Annotated in this window: 15 protein-coding genes; 5 read left to right on the top strand and 10 right to left on the bottom strand. The window is 42.3% G+C overall.

What is annotated here, in order from left to right:
• Positions 1–2 precede the first annotated feature (2 nt).
• The 3 genes from PROVALCAL_RS07000 to PROVALCAL_RS07010 are packed head-to-tail and all read left to right on the top strand — an operon-like array spanning position 3 to position 2,692.
• A complete protein-coding gene (locus PROVALCAL_RS07000) occupies positions 3–965 on the top strand; it encodes an ABC transporter permease (RefSeq protein WP_006658471.1) in 963 nt (320 codons plus the stop codon).
• On the top strand, positions 952–1,935 hold the full coding sequence (locus tag PROVALCAL_RS07005) for an iron chelate uptake ABC transporter family permease subunit (protein ID WP_006658472.1): 984 nt from the start codon (positions 952–954) through the stop codon (positions 1,933–1,935). The genes PROVALCAL_RS07000 and PROVALCAL_RS07005 overlap by 14 nt, the downstream gene beginning before the upstream one ends.
• Before the next feature lies 1 nt (position 1,936).
• Entirely contained in the window at positions 1,937–2,692 is a 756-nt protein-coding gene (locus PROVALCAL_RS07010; protein WP_006658473.1) for an iron ABC transporter ATP-binding protein, read from the top strand.
• Between the two features lie 37 nt (positions 2,693–2,729).
• Here the strand turns inward: PROVALCAL_RS07010 and PROVALCAL_RS07015 are convergent, their stop codons facing one another.
• From PROVALCAL_RS07015 to PROVALCAL_RS07060, 10 genes are all read right to left on the bottom strand, one after another.
• Positions 2,730–4,196: a hypothetical protein gene (locus tag PROVALCAL_RS07015; RefSeq protein WP_006658474.1), complete on the bottom strand. Its 1,467-nt coding sequence runs from the start codon at positions 4,194–4,196 to the stop codon at positions 2,730–2,732.
• Positions 4,197–4,391: 195 nt separating this feature from the next.
• Positions 4,392–4,895, bottom strand: coding sequence for a RidA family protein (locus PROVALCAL_RS07020; protein ID WP_006658475.1), 504 nt, complete (start codon positions 4,893–4,895; stop codon positions 4,392–4,394).
• A gap of 84 nt (positions 4,896–4,979) precedes the next feature.
• Positions 4,980–6,398, bottom strand: a complete 1,419-nt coding sequence (locus PROVALCAL_RS07025; RefSeq protein ID WP_006658476.1) for an NAD(P)/FAD-dependent oxidoreductase — start codon at positions 6,396–6,398, stop codon at positions 4,980–4,982.
• Positions 6,399–7,385: 987 nt separating this feature from the next.
• Complete coding sequence (locus PROVALCAL_RS07030) at positions 7,386–8,858, bottom strand: FGGY-family carbohydrate kinase (RefSeq protein WP_006658478.1); 1,473 nt, start codon at positions 8,856–8,858, stop codon at positions 7,386–7,388.
• Positions 8,859–8,868: 10 nt separating this feature from the next.
• A complete protein-coding gene (locus tag PROVALCAL_RS07035; RefSeq protein WP_006658479.1) occupies positions 8,869–9,738 on the bottom strand; it encodes an L-ribulose-5-phosphate 3-epimerase in 870 nt (289 codons plus the stop codon).
• A gap of 16 nt (positions 9,739–9,754) precedes the next feature.
• The gene (locus PROVALCAL_RS07040; protein WP_006658480.1) at positions 9,755–10,789 is read right to left on the bottom strand and encodes an ABC transporter permease; all 1,035 of its coding nucleotides are present in this window, start codon (positions 10,787–10,789) and stop codon (positions 9,755–9,757) included.
• A 13-nt stretch (positions 10,790–10,802) separates the two neighbouring features.
• The gene (locus tag PROVALCAL_RS07045; protein ID WP_006658481.1) at positions 10,803–11,792 is read right to left on the bottom strand and encodes an ABC transporter permease; all 990 of its coding nucleotides are present in this window, start codon (positions 11,790–11,792) and stop codon (positions 10,803–10,805) included.
• Complete coding sequence (locus tag PROVALCAL_RS07050; RefSeq protein WP_006658482.1) at positions 11,785–13,290, bottom strand: sugar ABC transporter ATP-binding protein; 1,506 nt, start codon at positions 13,288–13,290, stop codon at positions 11,785–11,787. Before PROVALCAL_RS07050 ends, PROVALCAL_RS07045 begins: the two co-directional genes overlap by 8 nt.
• A 152-nt stretch (positions 13,291–13,442) precedes the next feature.
• The gene (locus tag PROVALCAL_RS07055; RefSeq protein ID WP_036963394.1) at positions 13,443–14,435 is read right to left on the bottom strand and encodes a substrate-binding domain-containing protein; all 993 of its coding nucleotides are present in this window, start codon (positions 14,433–14,435) and stop codon (positions 13,443–13,445) included.
• A 215-nt stretch (positions 14,436–14,650) separates the two neighbouring features.
• On the bottom strand, positions 14,651–15,463 hold the full coding sequence (locus PROVALCAL_RS07060; RefSeq protein ID WP_006662495.1) for a DeoR/GlpR family DNA-binding transcription regulator: 813 nt from the start codon (positions 15,461–15,463) through the stop codon (positions 14,651–14,653).
• A gap of 473 nt (positions 15,464–15,936) precedes the next feature.
• Between PROVALCAL_RS07060 and araD the strand changes: the two genes are divergently transcribed.
• Entirely contained in the window at positions 15,937–16,635 is a 699-nt protein-coding gene (gene araD / locus PROVALCAL_RS07065; RefSeq protein ID WP_006658485.1) for an L-ribulose-5-phosphate 4-epimerase, read from the top strand.
• A 244-nt stretch (positions 16,636–16,879) separates the two neighbouring features.
• Entirely contained in the window at positions 16,880–18,232 is a 1,353-nt protein-coding gene (locus PROVALCAL_RS07070) for a polysaccharide deacetylase family protein (RefSeq protein ID WP_039861729.1), read from the top strand.
• Positions 18,233–18,301 lie beyond the last annotated feature (69 nt).

An 18,301-nucleotide genomic window follows, 5' to 3' on the forward strand; every position in this document is an offset into this window, starting at 1 on the left:
CAATGAAAACGCTTTATCTTTCTTTTGGTATTCTCGCGTTATTGGTATTAGCGGTATTAAGCTTGTTTATTGGAGCGGGTGACGTGTCACCCGTTTCGCTTTTCACCGATCCCGAGATGCAAGATATCTTTTTTGTGAGCCGAATTCCTCGCACTGCCGCGCTGATCCTCGCTGGGAGCGCCATGAGTGTCGCGGGGCTCATTATGCAGTTACTCACGCAAAACCGCTTTATTGAACCTTCCCTTGCCGGTACAACACAATCCGCAAGCCTTGGCTTACTGTTCGTGATGATCCTCTATCCAACGGCCTCTATCATGACCAAAATGGTGGTTGCGAGTGGTTTTGCGTTGTTAGGTACCGCATTGTTCATGCTGATTTTACGACGGATTATTCTGAAGTCCGCCCTGATTGTCCCTTTAGTCGGCATTATGCTTGGGGCTGTGATCAGCGCACTCACTATTTTTACCGCGTATTATTTTGACTTGCTTCAGTCTCTTAGTGCATGGATGAGTGGCGATTTCTCTAGTATTTTGCAAGGTCGCTATGAGCTGCTATGGCTGGTTGGTGGCTTGACACTGGCTGCTTGTTTAATCGCAGATAGCTTCACTGTGGCAGGTATGGGGCGTGAGTTTTCTGTTAACGTCGGCTTAAATTATCAAAAAGTCATGACCATCGGGTTATCTATCATTGCATTGATCAGTGGTGTCGTGGTGGTGGTGGTTGGCGCATTACCTTTCTTAGGATTGATCGTACCGAACCTTATCAGCTTAGTGATGGGGGACAATATTCGTAAAACTATCCCATGGATCTGCTTAGCTGGTGGTGGACTGGTGCTGTTATGCGACATTATTGGTCGCTTAATTCGCTATCCGTTTGAAATTCCTGCAAGCGTGATTTTAGGTGTTGTGGGTGCGGTTATCTTCCTTTATCTCTTGTTAAAGCATCAGCGTTATGGAAAAAGTTAATTCATTAAGTTTGCCCGTGAAGAGAACCTTCTCACCCATGCAGCGTATTGGTCTTTTGGCTGCGCTGTCGGTGCTGTCGATCATTCTGTATATGACCATTAATTTGGGCAGCAATTTAGCTTACATTCTGCCTCATCGTGGTTATATCGTACTGACGATGATTATTGTGGCGTTTGGCTCAGGTGTTTCGACGGTTCTGTTCCAGACTATCGCGAATAACAAAATTCTTACCCCGTCTATTATGGGTTTAGAGGCACTGTTTATTCTGCTGCAAACTATCTTTGTGTTTTATACCGATAGCTTTCCGGCATCATGGTTATTGAATATTGGTAAGTTTTTGCTGGAATCGTCGCTGCTCGTTATCTTCTCTGTGCTGCTGTATCGCTGGTTATTTATCTCCGTCAAAATGAATATCAACCTTGTTTTGATGGTGGGGATTATTCTCGGTACGCTGTTTCGTAGTGTGGCGACGTTGCTACAGCGCTTAATGGATCCTAATGAGTTTTCCATTCTACAAAGCCGGATGTTTGCGACATTCACCAGAGGTACGCCTGAGCTGATTCTCTTCACACTCGTGATTACGGTGATTGTGGGAATTCTACTCTGGCGCATGCGTTACTGCTTCGATGTGTTAGCACTGGGGCAAGCCAATGCGGTGAACTTAGGGATTAACTATCGCCAGCAAGTCACGGTCATTTTATTGCTGATTTCTGTCTTAGTGGCGATTTCTACCGCGCTAGTGGGACCACTAACATTTCTCGGGTTGATGGTAGCAAACTTGGCTTACTATATTGCAGGTAGTAGTCAGCATCGTTATTTACTGCCCGTCTCTTTCTTGCTGGGTGTCATCGCTTTAGTCGGTGGGCAGCTGGTTCTTGAATATGGATTAAATAAAGCCGGAACTCTGTCTGTGGTGCTGGAGTTTGTTGGCGGAATATTCTTTATTTATATGGTGTTAAGAAGGTTTTAGTATGATTGAAATTCATCAGATATCGAAAAGTTATCAAGATACTAAGGTCTTAGATAACGTCACTGCCAGTATTAAAAATAGTGGTGTTACTTCAATCATTGGTCCAAATGGTGCAGGAAAATCAACGCTATTATCGATCATTGGTCGCTTATTATCGGCGGACCATGGTTATGTCAAAGTAAACGAACTCGATGTGTCGACAACACCCAGTGACAAGCTTGCAACCTGCTTATCGGTGCTTCGCCAAGAAAACCAGTTCGCTAGCCGTTTAACGGTGGAAGAGCTGGTGGGTTTTGGGCGCTACCCATATACCAAAGGGCGCCTAACTCTGGATGATAAAAAGAAAATCGATGAGTCTTTGGCGTTTTTGAATTTAACCGAATTTCGTCATCGTTACCTTGATGAGTTATCGGGTGGTCAGCGCCAGCGTGCTTACGTGGCGATGGTATTATGCCAAGATACGGAATATGTGCTGCTAGATGAACCGCTGAATAACTTAGACATGAAGCATGCGGTGATTATGATGAAATTATTGCGCCGTGCTGCTGACGAGCTGGGTAAAACCATCATTCTGGTGATCCACGATATTAACTTCGCTTCCGTTTATTCGGATTATATTGTGGCGCTGAGAAATGGGCGTTTATCTTATCATGGTGCACCGGAAGAGATCATGAAGTCTGAGATTTTAGAGGAAATTTTTGATACGCCTCTTGAAGTCAAAGAGCTCGATGGGCAACGTATCGCACTGTATTACTAGTGATATCCGCTCCAATAGGCGATATTGGAGCGGTGTTTTATTGTGGCGGAATAGTAATATCTTCGTCGCTGTCTAATTCATCAAGTGGCTGAAGAATTTCCAAGCGTTTGATGCCATCTGCATTTACCACTAACCGAGCCAGCTCATTGTAAGCTTTTTTATTCATGATGACGCGGCGGCAAAGGTAGATATGGTAAACCTTCTCGCCAATGATGGCTGGCTCATCATCGTTAACCATTAACTCTTCATAGCTAATATCGATATATTTCAGGAAATCCGAAATATTGACCCGCGTAATATCCACAATGGAAGATTGAGTCTGCATAAACGCCGCGGAGTGGCTGTGCAGGGTTACATCTTTTCGATAATACAAAATATCTTCAACCCGCTGCACATTGATCAAATTTACCCAGTGGGATTTTTGGCGCATCTCGTGAATGTCGGGTGAGAGGGTGCTCTCTTTTAGAAAACGGAATGACTCTTTACATATCCCGACGGGCTCTTTGACGCCTTCACGATAAATACGTAGCTGGCGGTCGGGTATCCAACGTTGGAACAAACGATACAGTTGTTCACGTCCAATTTCTTTTAAACGGTCTTTAAAGATATAACCAATGACCATTGCCAAGAATAAATTCGCGCTAAGTGCCCCATATTTTCCTTGCCACATAAATGCAATAAATGTAGCGAATACCATCGAAATTGCGGCGGCGATACCATAAATTGAGTGTAAAAGTAGAGGGAGTCCTCGCTTATGACGAATGTCTAAATAGAGGTAGCGGTTAATATATTTCTTCAGCAAATTGCGCCGATAGGTCACCATTTCTGCATCATTTTCATCGTGAGGAAAGTTATCGGGAGCCAGCTTTTTCAGATAACGCATTTCTTGATACCACAGATGACGAATTTCATCGCGCAGAGGAAGTTGTTTCTCTTTTAATAAATCGTGTAAGTAAAACAACGTGTAATGAGACATAAATTCATCGCAATACGCGAATGCGTTTGAGTGAATAATATTTTCAATCGGAGCGGTGTAAGTACTCAGTTCACGATAGCGCTTAAGCCCATGTTCAATGTCGGCTAATAACCCCGTTATGTACTCTTCAGTTTGCCTCTGCGCGTTTTGAGCGACCATTTTTAGCGTGAGTCTGACGCTACGCTTAAAGGTAAGCGCGAAGCGTTTTAGGTGGTTTTCGTATTCATCTAATGTTGGGGGTAATTCTGGGTCGAGTCGCTCTAGCCAGCTTTTTAATTCATCGACTAATCCATTCTCTGCGGGGATAGAGGACAATTGAACCGTAGGTGCCCGTAAACGAATATAGTTTTTTAAACTGCGCTGAAGATTTGAGGCGGTGTAGAGATCGGGGTTAACTTGCATCGATGCAGGAAGAAAAAAGAAAGTCTCAACTTGGTATCGGATCTCTTTGGATTTTCGAGGAAAAAAAACCTGCTGTTTGATTTCAAACTGTTTTTTTCCATGGATCTTCAGAGATTCTTTAATCATATTCTTCCTACTGGTGCTCAGTATGCCCTAACTGTAAGTATATAGGCGGTGAATTCGATATAAGTATTTATCAAAGAAGAATAATAGTAATGGGAATAAAAGAGAAAGGAAACAAAAACGGCCGCTAAGGTTTACTTCCAAGCCAAAGCGGAAATAAATAGTCGGCCGTTTTAGGAATTCGTTGTCAGTTAAAAATTATTTTTTAGCTGCTGGACGAACTGCTGTAACTTCAATTTCCACTCTCCAAGCTGGGTTAGCCAGTTTAGCGACTTGGAAGGTAGAGCGAGCTGGCAGATTAGTCACTTTTTCAGTTTCATAGAACTTGTTGTAGCCAGCCATGAAGCCAGCGAAGTCCATAGTTCCTTTAGTTTCGTCACCACCCACTAAGAAAACTTGCATTTTAACAACGTCATTCATAGTCAGACCCATTTCTTTTAGGTTTGCTTGAATTTGGTTCAGGACGCTGAGTGTTTGCGCTTCGGTATTACCGTAAGATTCTAAAACGCCTTCTGGAGCATCTTTAGAGATTTTAGCAGGGACTTTTCCGCTCAGGAAAATGATGCTGTTACCTGCGCCGATTTCTACGGATTCAGCAATTGGAAAACCTTTAACTGGAACACGTTTCACATCATCTGCTGCATTTGCAGTTGCTACACCTAAAACTAAAGGTAAAGAAAGCAGTAAAGTTTTGTAGCTCATAATAACTCCATTATATATGTGAATAAGAACCTATTAAGACTGTTAAGTATTTAATAGGTTCAATTTAATAGTGTTTCGTCTTAATTAGTTAAAACGAGACAGTTTATAAGGCGTCGGATCGATAAAGGTTTTTTCATCCATTAACAATTCAGCCGTTAATCGACCAGCCGCCGGGCTTTCAGTCATACCCCAACCGGTCGCGGTATTGATAACCAGACCTGGGTATTGTTCAACTTTAGAAATGATTGGAATCTCATCATCAGTTGGAGAAACAGTGCCACCCCAACGCTCGACAACTTTAGATTCTTTAAATACTGGGAACTCTTTTCTCAGTCTTTCCAGCACGCCATCTAAATGTTCATTGTTTGGTGTGTTGGTTGCTGTACGGAACTCTTCAAATGGTGTTTTCTCGTCTAAGTTCCAAGATGTTGCCATTGTGAATGAGTTGAACAGGTCTTTACCAAGAGAGAATTCTAATGGTAATTCACCACCGCCTAATACGTGCAGGAATCTTGGCCCTAACAGGAAGCTGTCTTTCACGATAGAGCTGGTGAAGATACGTGGTGCAACTGCGTAAGTACCGTCTGCTTGTTCACGGAAGTGGATACCGTTTGGCAGGTGAACGTTACCTTTTGGTGCGCCTGGAACACCAGTAATACGCTGTTGAGACAGGTAAACGTTCAGAGTAGGGACATCAACACCTAAGTTACCCATGAACAGACGTGACCAGATACCACCAGTCAGAACGACTTGAGAGGTTTTGATTGCGCCTTTTTCAGTCACAACGTCAGAAATTTTACCGCCGGCGGTTTCTAAGCCACGAACTGCGCAATTTAGGTAAATTGGAATGCCAATTGATTTTGCGTAGTTAGCCATTGCTGGGGTAACAGTTTCTGGGTCAAGACTACCAGAATCTTCTTCAAAGCCACCAATTTTCCATGGAGTTTGAGCATCAACCAGACGATTAGCCAGTTCTTGACCTTCGATCATACGGGTTCTCAGCGGGGTATCGAAACCTGGGTTTTCAGACGCAGATTTGATCCACGCTCTTGAAACTTCCAGATCTTCTTCGCTTGAAGGAACTTCAACACGACCTTGAACGCGGTAGCTGGTATCAGCGCCGATTTTTTCGTTCATGCCGAGCCATTGAATTTTTCCGTAGTGGTGTAAAGGGAAAATAGCTGGGGAGGTTTTGTAGCTGATGATTTGGCTATATGCACGGCCAGATTGTTCACCGCCCACAACTCCTTTTTCACAGATAACAACGTTTAAGCCACGTTCTTTCAGGTTAATCGCAGTCATGATCCCTTGAAGACCCGCACCGATAACTACTGCATCAGCTGACGCAGGTAATTTACCTTCTGTACCAGCAACCGCAGGTACGCGAGACTGAGTAGATTCAAAACGACCTTCTCTGCGGATCATAGGGACAACAGCTGCGCCCCCAGCAATCACACCAGCAGCACCAACCCCTAATAATAGTTTTCTTCTCGAGATTTTCATCTATAACCTCAATAACAATCTTGTTTTTTATATAGTAAATAATTTCAAATTGAGATAATGATCTTATCATATATTTTGAAATTGTTAAGTATGGTTAGTACTTGTTAATAAATTTGAGTGAAATGTATGAATGAATTATTTGATCTGGTCAGTGTTGTTGGGGGTTTGTCGCAATTTGGCTTATTTTTTAAATAGCATAAATAGTGAAATTTAATTGTTAATGTCAGAAAAAGTGTACAGGTGTAAATAGATTTATTTTAGATAAGTTAATTATTTCGTTGGGTGGGTTGGAAAAATATTAAATAATCATTCTTAGTTGATTATGCTAAATTTTGATTAAGTCAGATTATTTTTTTTGAGACATAAAATAAATATTAAGTTAAATTTTTTAGTTATTTAATCATCACTTGATGTATTTTCAACCAATTAATTTATTTTTAATGAAAATGCATATTAACGACTCTTCTTCAGTGATTTCTTTTTTTTATGATATTTTTTGTTTGTATCTATATGAAAAATTTAACTTTAAATTTAAGTGCTCATTTTTTAGCACAATCGGTCAAATATATGTTAGATATTTTTACTGACTTTCCAGACTTAATCAAAATATGGAAAAAATCCAATTTCTGAGCATTTGGTTGCTAATTAATCACGTTTAATCTGGGATTATTGACCTGACTCACAGTAATATTTTTTTATGCGTAATTTCTGCATTTTCATTTTTTATATTGAAAGGGAATTTATTTTTCTATTTCGATTATTATTTGGTCGAATAAATTAATTAGGAAAATTTCGCTTTATTTCGCTATTTAACATTTGAGTACTTTTTAAACTTACAAAAAATTAGTTAATAAAATGTTAAATTGGTAAATGAGATTTTGAGTAACGAAATAATATATATAAGAGGAGGTGCCATTGGAGGGGTTATGGCAGGTAAAAATACCTCCTACCTTCGTCATGTGACGAATTTAGGAGGTATTTTTGACGTTATTGGCTCAATGCATCTGCTACCGCTTTAAAGCGGGCAAACTTATCCCGTAACTGTAAGTGAGCCGCTTGGCTTGGCTGATATGCTGTGATTTTTGGGGGGCTGGATGAAATCGCAGCATCAAATCCAGTGTAATAGCCGGAGCCGACAGCGGCACATAGTGCTGCCGCTTGGCAACCTGATTGCTGAACATCGACAACTTCTAGTGGTAAATTGCTTGCATCACAGAACATCTGCATCCACAGCGCAGAGTTAGTCGGTCCGCCAGTAAAGCGGATAGCTTGAGTGCAATTATCGATACCTACAATACGATCTTGATGCAGTAGATGAGAGAACACTATTCCTTGGTAAATCGCGTAAGCGATATCCCCCTCAGTATGATGAGAGCTTAAACCAAGCAATCCACCATGCAGGTTACTGTGATAATTGGAACCATACAGCCAAGGGAAAAACAGGATGTCATTCTGCCGAGTTGCACCTTCCGCAACACATGCGTTAAGCACGTTATAATCCTGCAAGCGTTGGTTGAAAAAATGTCGTGTAAACCAAGCTAGATTACTGGCGGAGGTTGGGCTTCCTTCGTGGACAAAATAGGTGCCTGGAATACAATATTTTCCCCAAACATAAGGATAATCAGCAGGCATAATTTTGTCGAAAACCCGTGTTGAAATAGTCCAGGTTCCCGCCACTGCGCTCAGCTTATCTTTTTGGCTGACACCGGATGATAACGCCGCGCCGACCACATCAAAGAAACCACCAAAAACGGGCGTGCCTTCTTGTAAACCGCAATCTTTGGCTGCTTGGGTGGTGACGCAACCCGCCGATTGTGCGGAGTTGATAACTGGCGCTAATTTTTCATTAGCTTCTTCAATGCCAAACAATTCACACAGTCTAGGGTCATAGCTGGATGTGGTTGGGTTATATAATTGGCTACCTGAAATATTGGTTTCTTCACAAGTGAGCTGGTCAGTCAACCGGTAACGAATATAGTCGTGAACCATTAAAACGTAGCGGCCATCACGGTAGCTATCGGGCTCATGTTGTTTTAGCCAATTCAGCAGTGCAACTGGGTGCGATGCCCACAGTTGCTGCAAGCTGAGCGGGTATGCTTGCTCTGCGGTGCCATTTTGATGCCATTGGTCAACAATCGCCTGTGCGCGGGAGTCTGAAGAAACGATCCCGTTCCTGACGGGTTTTCCGTGCTTGTCTAGCAAATACAACCCTTTGCCGTGAGAGGAAAAGCTCACTCCCGCAATTTGTGAGGCATGCAGCTGGCTTTTGACTATGGCCTCACGGATCACGCCGCAGGTGACTTGCCACAGTGTTTCCATATTGCGTTCACTGAACCCAGCTTGTGGGCTTTCTGTTGGGAAAGGATGCTCAGCCACGACAATCTCTTGACCATCAGGGCTGTAGATCCCCGCTTTGATAACGGTGCCTCCGAGGTCAACACCCATGAAAAATGTGCTCATTGTGTGCTCCTTAATTTCCCCAGCCCGCTTGTTGCATTTTATCTTCAATCCAATGGCGCGCCTTGATGATCTCAATCAGCGGTTCATCGGCTTTTTCCGTCCACATTTCAATTAAGAAGGTGCCACGATAATTGAGCTGCTTAAGCTGTTTGAACAGTGCCACAAAATCCACGCACCCTTCGCCGAATGGCACATCACGGAATTGACCTTTGCAACTGTCTGTTACGGCGTAGGTATCTTTCAGATGCAGAGCAACAATATTTTCGATGCCTTTGGTTAACTCGGCAGCCACATCACTACCCCAAGCGGTTAAGTTACCAACATCGGGATACACTTGGAACCATGGTGAGCGAATTTTATCGGCAAGGGCTTGCCATTTAGTAATCGAATTCATAAATGGTGTATCCATGATTTCGACGGCGCACATCACCTGAGAAGCCGCGGCAATTTCAGAGACCCATTTCATGCCTTCTTCAAAGCGGGCAATGGTGCCTTCATCTTGTTCTTCGTAATACACGTCATAGCCAGCCAATTGAATAGTACGAATACCAAGGTCTTGTGCCAATTTGATGGCTTTTGTCATTAATTCACGAGCTTTTTGACGCGTATTTTCATCATGGCTACCAAATGGAAAACGGCGGTGGCCAGATAGACACATTGTTGGAATACGTACTTGTGTTTTCTGGATAGCGGCGACAATTTCAAGGCGTTGTTCTAAGCTCCAATCTAAACGCGCTAAACGCTCATCCGTTTCATCAACAGACATCTCAACAAAATCAAATCCAGCGGCTTTCGCAATAGCTAATTTTTCGCTCCAGCTGCTGTGCTTTGGAAGGGCTTTTTCGTAGATACCAATCGGATTTTTTCGTGAAGTATTCATCTGTATTCCCTGTCAGTTAATTTTGTACGGATGCTTTGTTGAGACGCTGATTACGTGTCATTGCACGCTTAGCGCTCCATTTTTCTTTAAAGAATTTGAAGGCGAGTGCGAGGATTAAGGTGATGCCCCAAACGGCAAGGTTGAAGTGTAAGCTGACGCCTAACAGGCTTAAACCCGTTGCTATCACTTGCAAAACAAGCAGTGCACAGAATACACGGCTGACTTTTCCGACACCGCCAAACGGGTTTGTACCGCCCAAAACAATGGCTAAAATAGTCAGCAGTAAATAAGAGTCCCCGTAGCCCATACGCGCGGAGTTAAAACGCGCCATCATGATCAGCCCTGCTAACACGCACAGCAAACTGGAAATGGTATAGATGGCAATCATTACGCGGTCGGTACGCACACCACTGAACCAAGTCGCATTGATGTTGCTGCCGCTCATGTAGATATTTTTCCCAAGGCGTGTACGTCCTAAGAAAAGCGCTAAAATAATCGCCGTCACAATGAAAATAATCATGGCAATAGGCATCCCGAAGACAGTATCAGAGCCAATTGCGCGAACGATTGGGGGCATGCCGCTAAGCGCTGCGCCTTTTGTGAGATAAACCCCAATACCACTGATAATCGTCATCGAGCCGAGAGTCACCAAAATAGGGTGCGCCCCAATGTGGGATATCATCAATCCAGTGAGGCAACCAATGATCACCGCAATGACGGTTGCACCGATTAACGCAAAAACCAACCACATTAGCTGTGTGCCCGTACCCGCATCAACAGGCAGGTAGTTGATAAACACCCAAGCCATAAATAAGCCCGTTAAGTTGGCGGTGCTAATAATGGCGAGGTTTAGTCCACCGCTTAGCATTGGAACAAACATGGCGAAGGTCAGAAGACCTAACTCTGGCAACTGAAACGTAATACTTAAAAAGGTATTTTGTGTAAAAAAGTGCCCTGGCATGGCGATACTAAATGCCGCAATCGCGATAAGAAAGATTGAAAGCAGTCCGATAACAGAGCCATCAATTTTAAAAAAATCTTGTTTTTTCATGGTGATATTCCTGTTAAACAAAGCCTACGTCCGTCTCTTTACGCTTTTTGTAGTGAGTAATACAAATGGCGATAAGAATAACCATCCCGATAACGATATTGACGAAGTAGTTAGAAACCCCGATCAAGTTCAGACCGTTTTTCAATATACCGATGAGGAAAACGCCCATGAGGGTGCCTATCACACTCCCTCGACCACCGGATAAACTTGCGCCCCCTAATACCGCCGCTGCAAGTACATCCAATTCCCCACCAACCAGTGCACTTGGAACAACTTCACTCATGCGGTAGGTTTGCAACATGCCGCCAATCGCCGCCATAGCACCAAGATAGCCGTAAGCAAACAGATAGATAACCCAAACACGGATACCAATACGTGAAGCCGATTCTTGGCTACCACCGACCGCGTATAGTTGGCGCCCAATGTGGGTTTTGTTCATGAGAATCCACGTTAAAAACGCGATGCCTAGCATCACCACGAGCGGTAAGCCTATTTGGTAATATTCACCATCCACCTCAAAAGGCAGGATGGTCACAGGATCCACCCACCAATCCGGTAAGTCGTAGATACTGTGCCCGTTGGTTAGCCACATCAGCATACCGAACAGTAAAGATTGCATACTGATGGTGATAATGATCGACACTACATTGAGGGAGTAGATCAAAATTGCATTGATCAAACCAAAGGTAATCCCGATCACGATGGCGAGAGCAATGCTAAGCGTTGGGCTTTCGAGTAAACCTTGTAGTAAAAAAGTGGCAATCACATATTGGACAACCGAGGCAACGGCGGCGAAGGAAATATCAATTCCTCCGGTGACCAGTACCACGAATAGACCTAGCGCAAAGATGCCCGTGACCGCATAGCTTTCACTTAAGTCGAGCAAGTTTTGAATGGTAAGAAATTGTGGGCTCATTAAGGTGAAAAATACCACCATCACGAGGATCACCCAGATTAACCAGCCTTCAACAGACTGTGGACGAAGTTTTTGCCAATTAGTCATTGATGATTTCCTCCAATTGTTGCTCAGTCATGGAATCCGTCACAATTTCTTTGACGATAGATCCTTGCTTCATATGTAAAATGCGATCGCAGTTGTAAAAGGCTTCGGAAGCTTCATCCGTGATCAACAAAATGGCGATCCCAACCCCAGAAAGGCGATGGATCAACTTATAAATACTGTCTTTTGCACCAATATCGACTCCCACGGTTGGGGCATCGAGGATCAACACTTTGGGGCGAGTTAGGATCCATTTAGCGAGCACCACTTTTTGCTGATTTCCCCCCGATAAGGTGGAAAGGGCATTGTTGGGATCCGTGACCTTAATATCTAAATCCGCAATCCACTCTTGAACGATTTGTTGGCATTTTTGCTCGTCAATTAGATGCAGAGGGGTTTTCAAGCGATCTAAAATGGAAATTACCATGTTATCGGCGATTGACTGCTGCAAAATGGCACCAAGGGTTAGCCGGTCTTCAGAGACATAGCCAATACCATGCTTGATAGCTTGGGCATTGCTTTTGAAGATAATCGGTTTGCCTTCTACTCTCATTTCGCCGCTATCGGGGCGCGTGATCCCAAAGAGAGATAGCGCGAGTTCAGTTCGACCAGAGCCTAATAACCCACATAGTCCAAGCACTTCACCTCGTTTCAGCGAGAGGGAAATATTCTGATATTGCCCTTTACGGCTGAGGTTCTTCAGCTCTAGAACCGTATGAGTTTCTTCCGCGTTATTCGGTAACTTACGTTCATGTACAATGTCGAGTCCTGTCATCAACTCAGTGATTTTTCGTGTGGTGAGATCTTCTGCTGGCCACGTCCCCATTTTTTGTCCATCGCGGATCACTGTGATTCGATCTGAGATTTCTTTCACTTCTTCTAATCGGTGACTCACAAAAACGACGGTTATGCCTTTATCTTTTAAATAATTCACCGTGGAGAGAAGTTGATTTACCTCTGTGCGTGTCAATGAGGCAGTTGGCTCATCCATAATCACTAAGCGAGCTTCTGCCACGAGCGCACGGCAAATAGCGACTTGTTGGCGCTGTGCGATAGGGAGGAACTGTACTGGTGTGTCTGGGTCGATCGTAAATTCAAGTTCTTTGAGGATTTGTAGCGCTTTTTCCCTAATTTTTCCCTTTTGGAACCAACCAAAATAACCGTTTAGGTTTAGCTCAAAAGCGATGTTTTCAGCCACCGTTAAATTAGGGAATAGAGATAAATCTTGGTAGATAACTTGTACACCAAGCTCTCTGGCTTTGTCCGGCGTTAAACGGGTGTAGCGCTTGCCATCGATTTCAATTTCGCTACCTTCATCGGGAGCGTAAACGCCGCTGATGGTTTTGATTAATGTGCTTTTTCCGCAGCCATTGGTGCCCGCTAAACAGTGAACTTCACCTTTGTTCAGCGTTAAGTCGATATTGCGTAATGCACGATGACCACCAAAGCTTTTGGAAAGATCCCGTAATGTGATGAGAGGGGAGTTTTTTTCGGCTGTCATAGTGGAGTCCTGGTGTTGACTGTGTCGTCATATTCAGAGCGACAACAAACGCCATAACTGACCTAAAGGGGGAAAAGTCACGACGTTGTTGTCACTTAAACTATGTGGAACAAAAGAATACTGTTATCGTATTTTTATTATGTAGAGCGAACTTACAGACCGACTTCAACCAGCTTTTTGGTATTTTCAATATTCAGGTTAACGGGCTTATCACTGAGTATCGTGTTGCCACTGACTTTGATCTCACCCATATCACCAATGCTTACGCCATCTTTGATCTCTTGACCATTCATCATTGCGGTAGCCACTTGAACGAAGACTTGACCGGCTACTTTCGGGTTAGAGATATAGCCTCCATCAATCGCACCTTTTTCTAATAATTTAATGCCTTGACCTGGAGTGAACGTACCAAATACACAGGTTTCTGCATTTTTACGGCGTTTGTCGATAGCACGTCCTGCACCGATAGGACCTTGTGAACCAAATGACATGATGCCTTTCAGGTCTTTATGCTTGGAGAGCAGGTCGTTTGCAGTACGCATGGAGTCATCAACGGATTCTGCAACCCCGAAACGATCATCGACCATTTGCATTTTTGGATAGTGTGCTTTTTGGTAAGCGATAGCAGCATCAGCCCATTCGTTCACTAATGGCACTGTTAAGCTACCAACGAACATGGCGTATTTACCTTCTTCACCCATGCATGCAGCCATATCTTTCATATGGTTAGCACCCATGCTTTGGGTATCTAATAATTCGAAATCCCAATCTGCATTTTTTTGATTTGGTGATTCGTGAGTGATCACTTTGATGCCTGCTTCTTGGGCACGTTTTAAAACAGGCTCAAGCACTTTTGCATCATTAGGAACAACACCGATGACATCGACTTTCTTCGCGATCAGATCTTCAATTGCGCGAACTTGTTCAGCAGGGTCGGCGGTTGTTGGACCAACTTGAAATGCATTAACACCCAGTTTTTGACCTTCTTCGGTGATCCCTTGTTCCATTACGTTGAACCAAGGAATACCACCAACTTTCACCACGACACCCATAGTAAATGGCTTCTGCGCTTTCTGAGATTCAGCCATTGCCACGTTGGAAAATAGTGCTGCGCCCATTAAGCAAGGTAAAACTAATTTTTTCATATTCATCGTTATATTCCTCAGAGATGATGCGCATATGTAGCCATGCTCATCAACATAGGGTTAATGTTTTGTTTAATTAGATAGATATAATTAATTTCTATTAATCGTTAATTTAATTAATAGGTTTTTTTGCTGCCTGGTGTAATTCATTTATTTAAAATAAAACAAGATGCTTAATTCACTGACTTACGCTGCTACTATGATGTATATAAAGATTACTTATCACATTCAATAATGTTTAATTTTGGAAATGTTTGCTTAAAGTTTTTGTCATTTAGTTTATTTGTGATTAACACGTTAATATCATTTAAGGTACAAACTTGGCTAAATGCATATTGGTCTAATTTATTATTATCAGCTAATAACACACAGTTCTCAGAAACCTGAATCATAATACTTTTTAATTTGGCATTTATTTCACTACCATCGCGCACGCCAGTCTCTATATTGAATCCTTGGCACGATAAAAATAACGTTTTAATTTGAAAACTACGGATAATACTTTCCGATATTGGACCATGAAAATCATCATGGCGTTCTGAGTATTCCCCACCAATTCCAATGACTCGGACGCGATCTCGACACGCAAGAGCTTGAATAATTTTGACGGAATTCGTAACCACCGTAATATCGATATCCGGTATTTGCCTCGCGAGAAACCAGCAAGTGCTGCTGTTATCCATCATGATGCAATCACCGGGTTGGATAAATTTCAGTGCGGCTTTTGCTATTTTCATTTTCGCATCTGGATTCTCTTCCGTTCTTTTGCGAAACGATTCTGCGCCATCCACCATTTGACTGAGTTTGACCGAAGAAGGCATGACACTCAGTACTGGAGTTTCATCTTGTTCAGTAGCAACGGCACCGCCGAAGCTGCGGAGCAGACGTTTTTCGCGTTCAAGCGCCGTTAAATCACGACGAATAGTTTCTTGAGAAACGTGACAAAGCAGGGCTAAATCGCGCACTAGTGCTGAACCATGCTGTGAAACATGAGAACAAATTAATCGATGGCGTTCAGCTTGTAACATCTCAAGACTCCTATTCTTTCCATGATATGCATTGTGCCTGCGTTGATTTTTTTTTGTCGTGACTCGACTCATGTAACGGTGTAGAGAAATAAACAAAGCTATTTATAGAGATATAAGTCACCTTTTTAATGAAAGTTAATTATATGCTTTCATTAAAATGGTTATTTAGATCACCAAATATAGCGATGTGTAGGCAAAAACCAGACGATGCTTTAATCAACTTCATCAAACTCGGTCATTTTTACTAGGGCTATTTTTGTTTTAGTTTGACTGAGTATGACCGACTATGACTGAAATTCATGGTTTTGTTAATGATTTGTAAAGCTGCGAGCTTTTTAATTCGGCTAAATCTGTTTACCTTAATACCAGAACATCCTCTGTACATCGGCAAAAAAAGAGACAACAAAATAAGTTTTTGTCGTTGATATTCATAGCTATTTTCAAATTTTATTTTCACACCTGGGGAGGTAATCATGCTGGAGAAATTAAAACAGCAAGTTTTTGAGGCTAATCTTGAATTACCAAAACATAAACTGGTGACGTTTACTTGGGGTAACGTTAGCGGGGTAGACAGAGAAGCAGGCTTAATGGTGATTAAACCTTCAGGGGTGGATTATGAAACCATGAAAGCGGATGACATGGTCGTTGTGTCATTAAGCTCTGGCGAAGTGGTTGAAGGTAAATATAAACCGTCATCCGATACTGATACCCATCTAGCGTTATATCAAGCATTTCCAGAGATTGGTGGCATTGTTCACACTCATTCTCGTCATGCGACTATTTGGGCTCAAGCAGGGCTACCACTGAGTGCATTAGGTACAACACATGCCGATTATTTTTACGGTGAAATCCCTTGTACCCGTAAAATGACCGAAAGCGAAATTGCTGGGGAATACGAGAAAGAAACAGGGCATGTGATTATTGAAACATTTAAACAGCTCGGTGTATCTGCAAAGGATATTCCAGCAGTATTAGTGCATAGTCATGGTCCTTTTGCTTGGGGTAAGGATGCCCATAATGCTGTTCATAATGCAGTGGTATTGGAAGAAATTGCCTACATGAACTTATTTACTCGTCAATTGACACCTCAAATTGGTGATATGCAGCAAGAGCTGTTAGATAAACATTATTTACGTAAGCATGGGAAAAATGCCTATTACGGGCAAAAATAGTTTTTATTTATTTTTAAATTGATAATTTAAAAGAGATTCTTTTTATTGTTAATTGATTGCTAAAGTTGTTTTTCATTTAATTGAAATTTTAGCTCATTCATTTTTTATCTGTTCACCATGCCAAAAGCCACGGAAATATTTTCGTGGCTTTGTCGTGCAAAAAATATTTTTATCGGGGTATAGGGTTAAATTGTAAGTCGGTTTAAACTGGCGCGGTGTATTGGTGACACTGAGTGGAAAGGACATGTCTAATCGATTACTTTTTCTATTTTTGACCTTTTGCGTTAATCTTTTTTCTGTTTCACATGCTGCAGATATAAAAAATAATAATTTAATCATCAGCGGTTCAAAAGCTATCAATCTTGATAATTGGGAGCTTGTGGATGTACCGCCTAAATTGATTCAGACAAAAGTCCCAGAAAATATCTTTGCTGTTGTTGGTGGTCAAATGCGAGTTGTAGGGGAAATTAATCCGGATACGGGTTTTTACGCCTATAGCCCGAATGGCGACTATAATGCTTTACAGTTTGGTAATGATTTTGCCTATGTAAAAAACACCCAAATATCCAAAAAGAAACCTCGAAATATTCCTGAGGATGACCGATTAAATGACTTAAAGAATCCGGTCTATGACTATTTGATTACAAGCCAAAAAACACCGGTATACAGCGCAACTGATGAGAATTCTCGGCAGATAGCCTCGTTATGGGAAAACTTACGTTATCCGGTACTCGCGCGGATGATCAAAACCGATGAAGATGGTGATAAAACATCGTGGTTAACGATTCGTATAGGTGATCGCCTTGGGTATGTCCGTTTAGATGATGTTGCCATAGATAAAGGCATTCCTATTTTAACCTACCACCATGTTCTCAAAGATAGCGAAAATAAAAACTTTCGCCATACATCGACGACCACCTCTGTTGAGGCATTCCGTGAACAGATGAATTACCTCAAAGAGATGGGATACCAAACGCTATCTTTAGACGATGTGGAAGGGTATTTAAATAAGAGTGCAAATTTGCCGGGGCGAGCAGTGGTATTAACGTTTGATGATGGACTGAAATCAGTGTATCGCTATGCGTTGCCTATTCTAAGAGAAAACCAGCAGCAAGCGACGCTGTTCGTGATTTCTTCCCGTATTAAAACACAGCCACAAAAATGGGACCCAGATTCTCTGCAATTTATGAGTAAGCAGGAAATTAAAGAGAGCCAAGATGTGTTTCATATTCAGTCTCATACGCACTTTTTGCATCGCTTAGATAACCGTAATAATCCGATTATCTTTAGTCGTAAAGAGCATACGATAATGTTGGATTTTAAGCGTTCAATGAAAGCTCTTGCTAAGTTTGAACGAGACCAGCGTTATTTAGCCTATCCATTTGGCGCTTATAACCAAACGGCAATTGAGGCAGCGAAAGAGGCAGGTTTGCATATTGCGGTATCAACTATTCAAGGCAAAGTTAAACTTGGCGATAACCCCTACGCATTAAAACGATTATATGCCTATAGCACTGACCCTATTAGCAAATTTGCATTGATGGTAGGTAATAGCGAGCAGGATGTGGTGAATAAGAACGTGGTCGTTGATAAGTAGAGAATCGATAATAAGTAGAAAGCTGATAAATAACGATTGGTTAAGATAACAGGGTGAGCAAAATGATTA

Source organism: Providencia alcalifaciens DSM 30120, assembly GCF_000173415.1.
GTDB lineage: Bacteria > Pseudomonadota > Gammaproteobacteria > Enterobacterales > Enterobacteriaceae > Providencia > Providencia alcalifaciens.

Excerpts from the sequence above, each read along its gene's own strand:
- PROVALCAL_RS07000 (WP_006658471.1), top strand. The coding sequence starts at position 3 with ATGAAAACGCTTTATCTTTCTTTTGGTATTCTCGCGTTATTGGTATTA.
- PROVALCAL_RS07005 (WP_006658472.1), top strand. The coding sequence starts at position 952 with ATGGAAAAAGTTAATTCATTAAGTTTGCCCGTGAAGAGAACCTTCTCA.
- PROVALCAL_RS07010 (WP_006658473.1), top strand. The coding sequence starts at position 1,937 with ATGATTGAAATTCATCAGATATCGAAAAGTTATCAAGATACTAAGGTC.
- PROVALCAL_RS07015 (WP_006658474.1), bottom strand. The coding sequence starts at position 4,196 with ATGATTAAAGAATCTCTGAAGATCCATGGAAAAAAACAGTTTGAAATC.
- PROVALCAL_RS07020 (WP_006658475.1), bottom strand. The coding sequence starts at position 4,895 with ATGAGCTACAAAACTTTACTGCTTTCTTTACCTTTAGTTTTAGGTGTA.
- PROVALCAL_RS07025 (WP_006658476.1), bottom strand. The coding sequence starts at position 6,398 with ATGAAAATCTCGAGAAGAAAACTATTATTAGGGGTTGGTGCTGCTGGT.
- PROVALCAL_RS07030 (WP_006658478.1), bottom strand. The coding sequence starts at position 8,858 with ATGAGCACATTTTTCATGGGTGTTGACCTCGGAGGCACCGTTATCAAA.
- PROVALCAL_RS07035 (WP_006658479.1), bottom strand. The coding sequence starts at position 9,738 with ATGAATACTTCACGAAAAAATCCGATTGGTATCTACGAAAAAGCCCTT.
- PROVALCAL_RS07040 (WP_006658480.1), bottom strand. The coding sequence starts at position 10,789 with ATGAAAAAACAAGATTTTTTTAAAATTGATGGCTCTGTTATCGGACTG.
- PROVALCAL_RS07045 (WP_006658481.1), bottom strand. The coding sequence starts at position 11,792 with ATGACTAATTGGCAAAAACTTCGTCCACAGTCTGTTGAAGGCTGGTTA.
- PROVALCAL_RS07050 (WP_006658482.1), bottom strand. The coding sequence starts at position 13,290 with ATGACAGCCGAAAAAAACTCCCCTCTCATCACATTACGGGATCTTTCC.
- PROVALCAL_RS07055 (WP_036963394.1), bottom strand. The coding sequence starts at position 14,435 with ATGAAAAAATTAGTTTTACCTTGCTTAATGGGCGCAGCACTATTTTCC.
- PROVALCAL_RS07060 (WP_006662495.1), bottom strand. The coding sequence starts at position 15,463 with ATGTTACAAGCTGAACGCCATCGATTAATTTGTTCTCATGTTTCACAG.
- araD (WP_006658485.1), top strand. The coding sequence starts at position 15,937 with ATGCTGGAGAAATTAAAACAGCAAGTTTTTGAGGCTAATCTTGAATTA.
- PROVALCAL_RS07070 (WP_039861729.1), top strand. The coding sequence starts at position 16,880 with ATGTCTAATCGATTACTTTTTCTATTTTTGACCTTTTGCGTTAATCTT.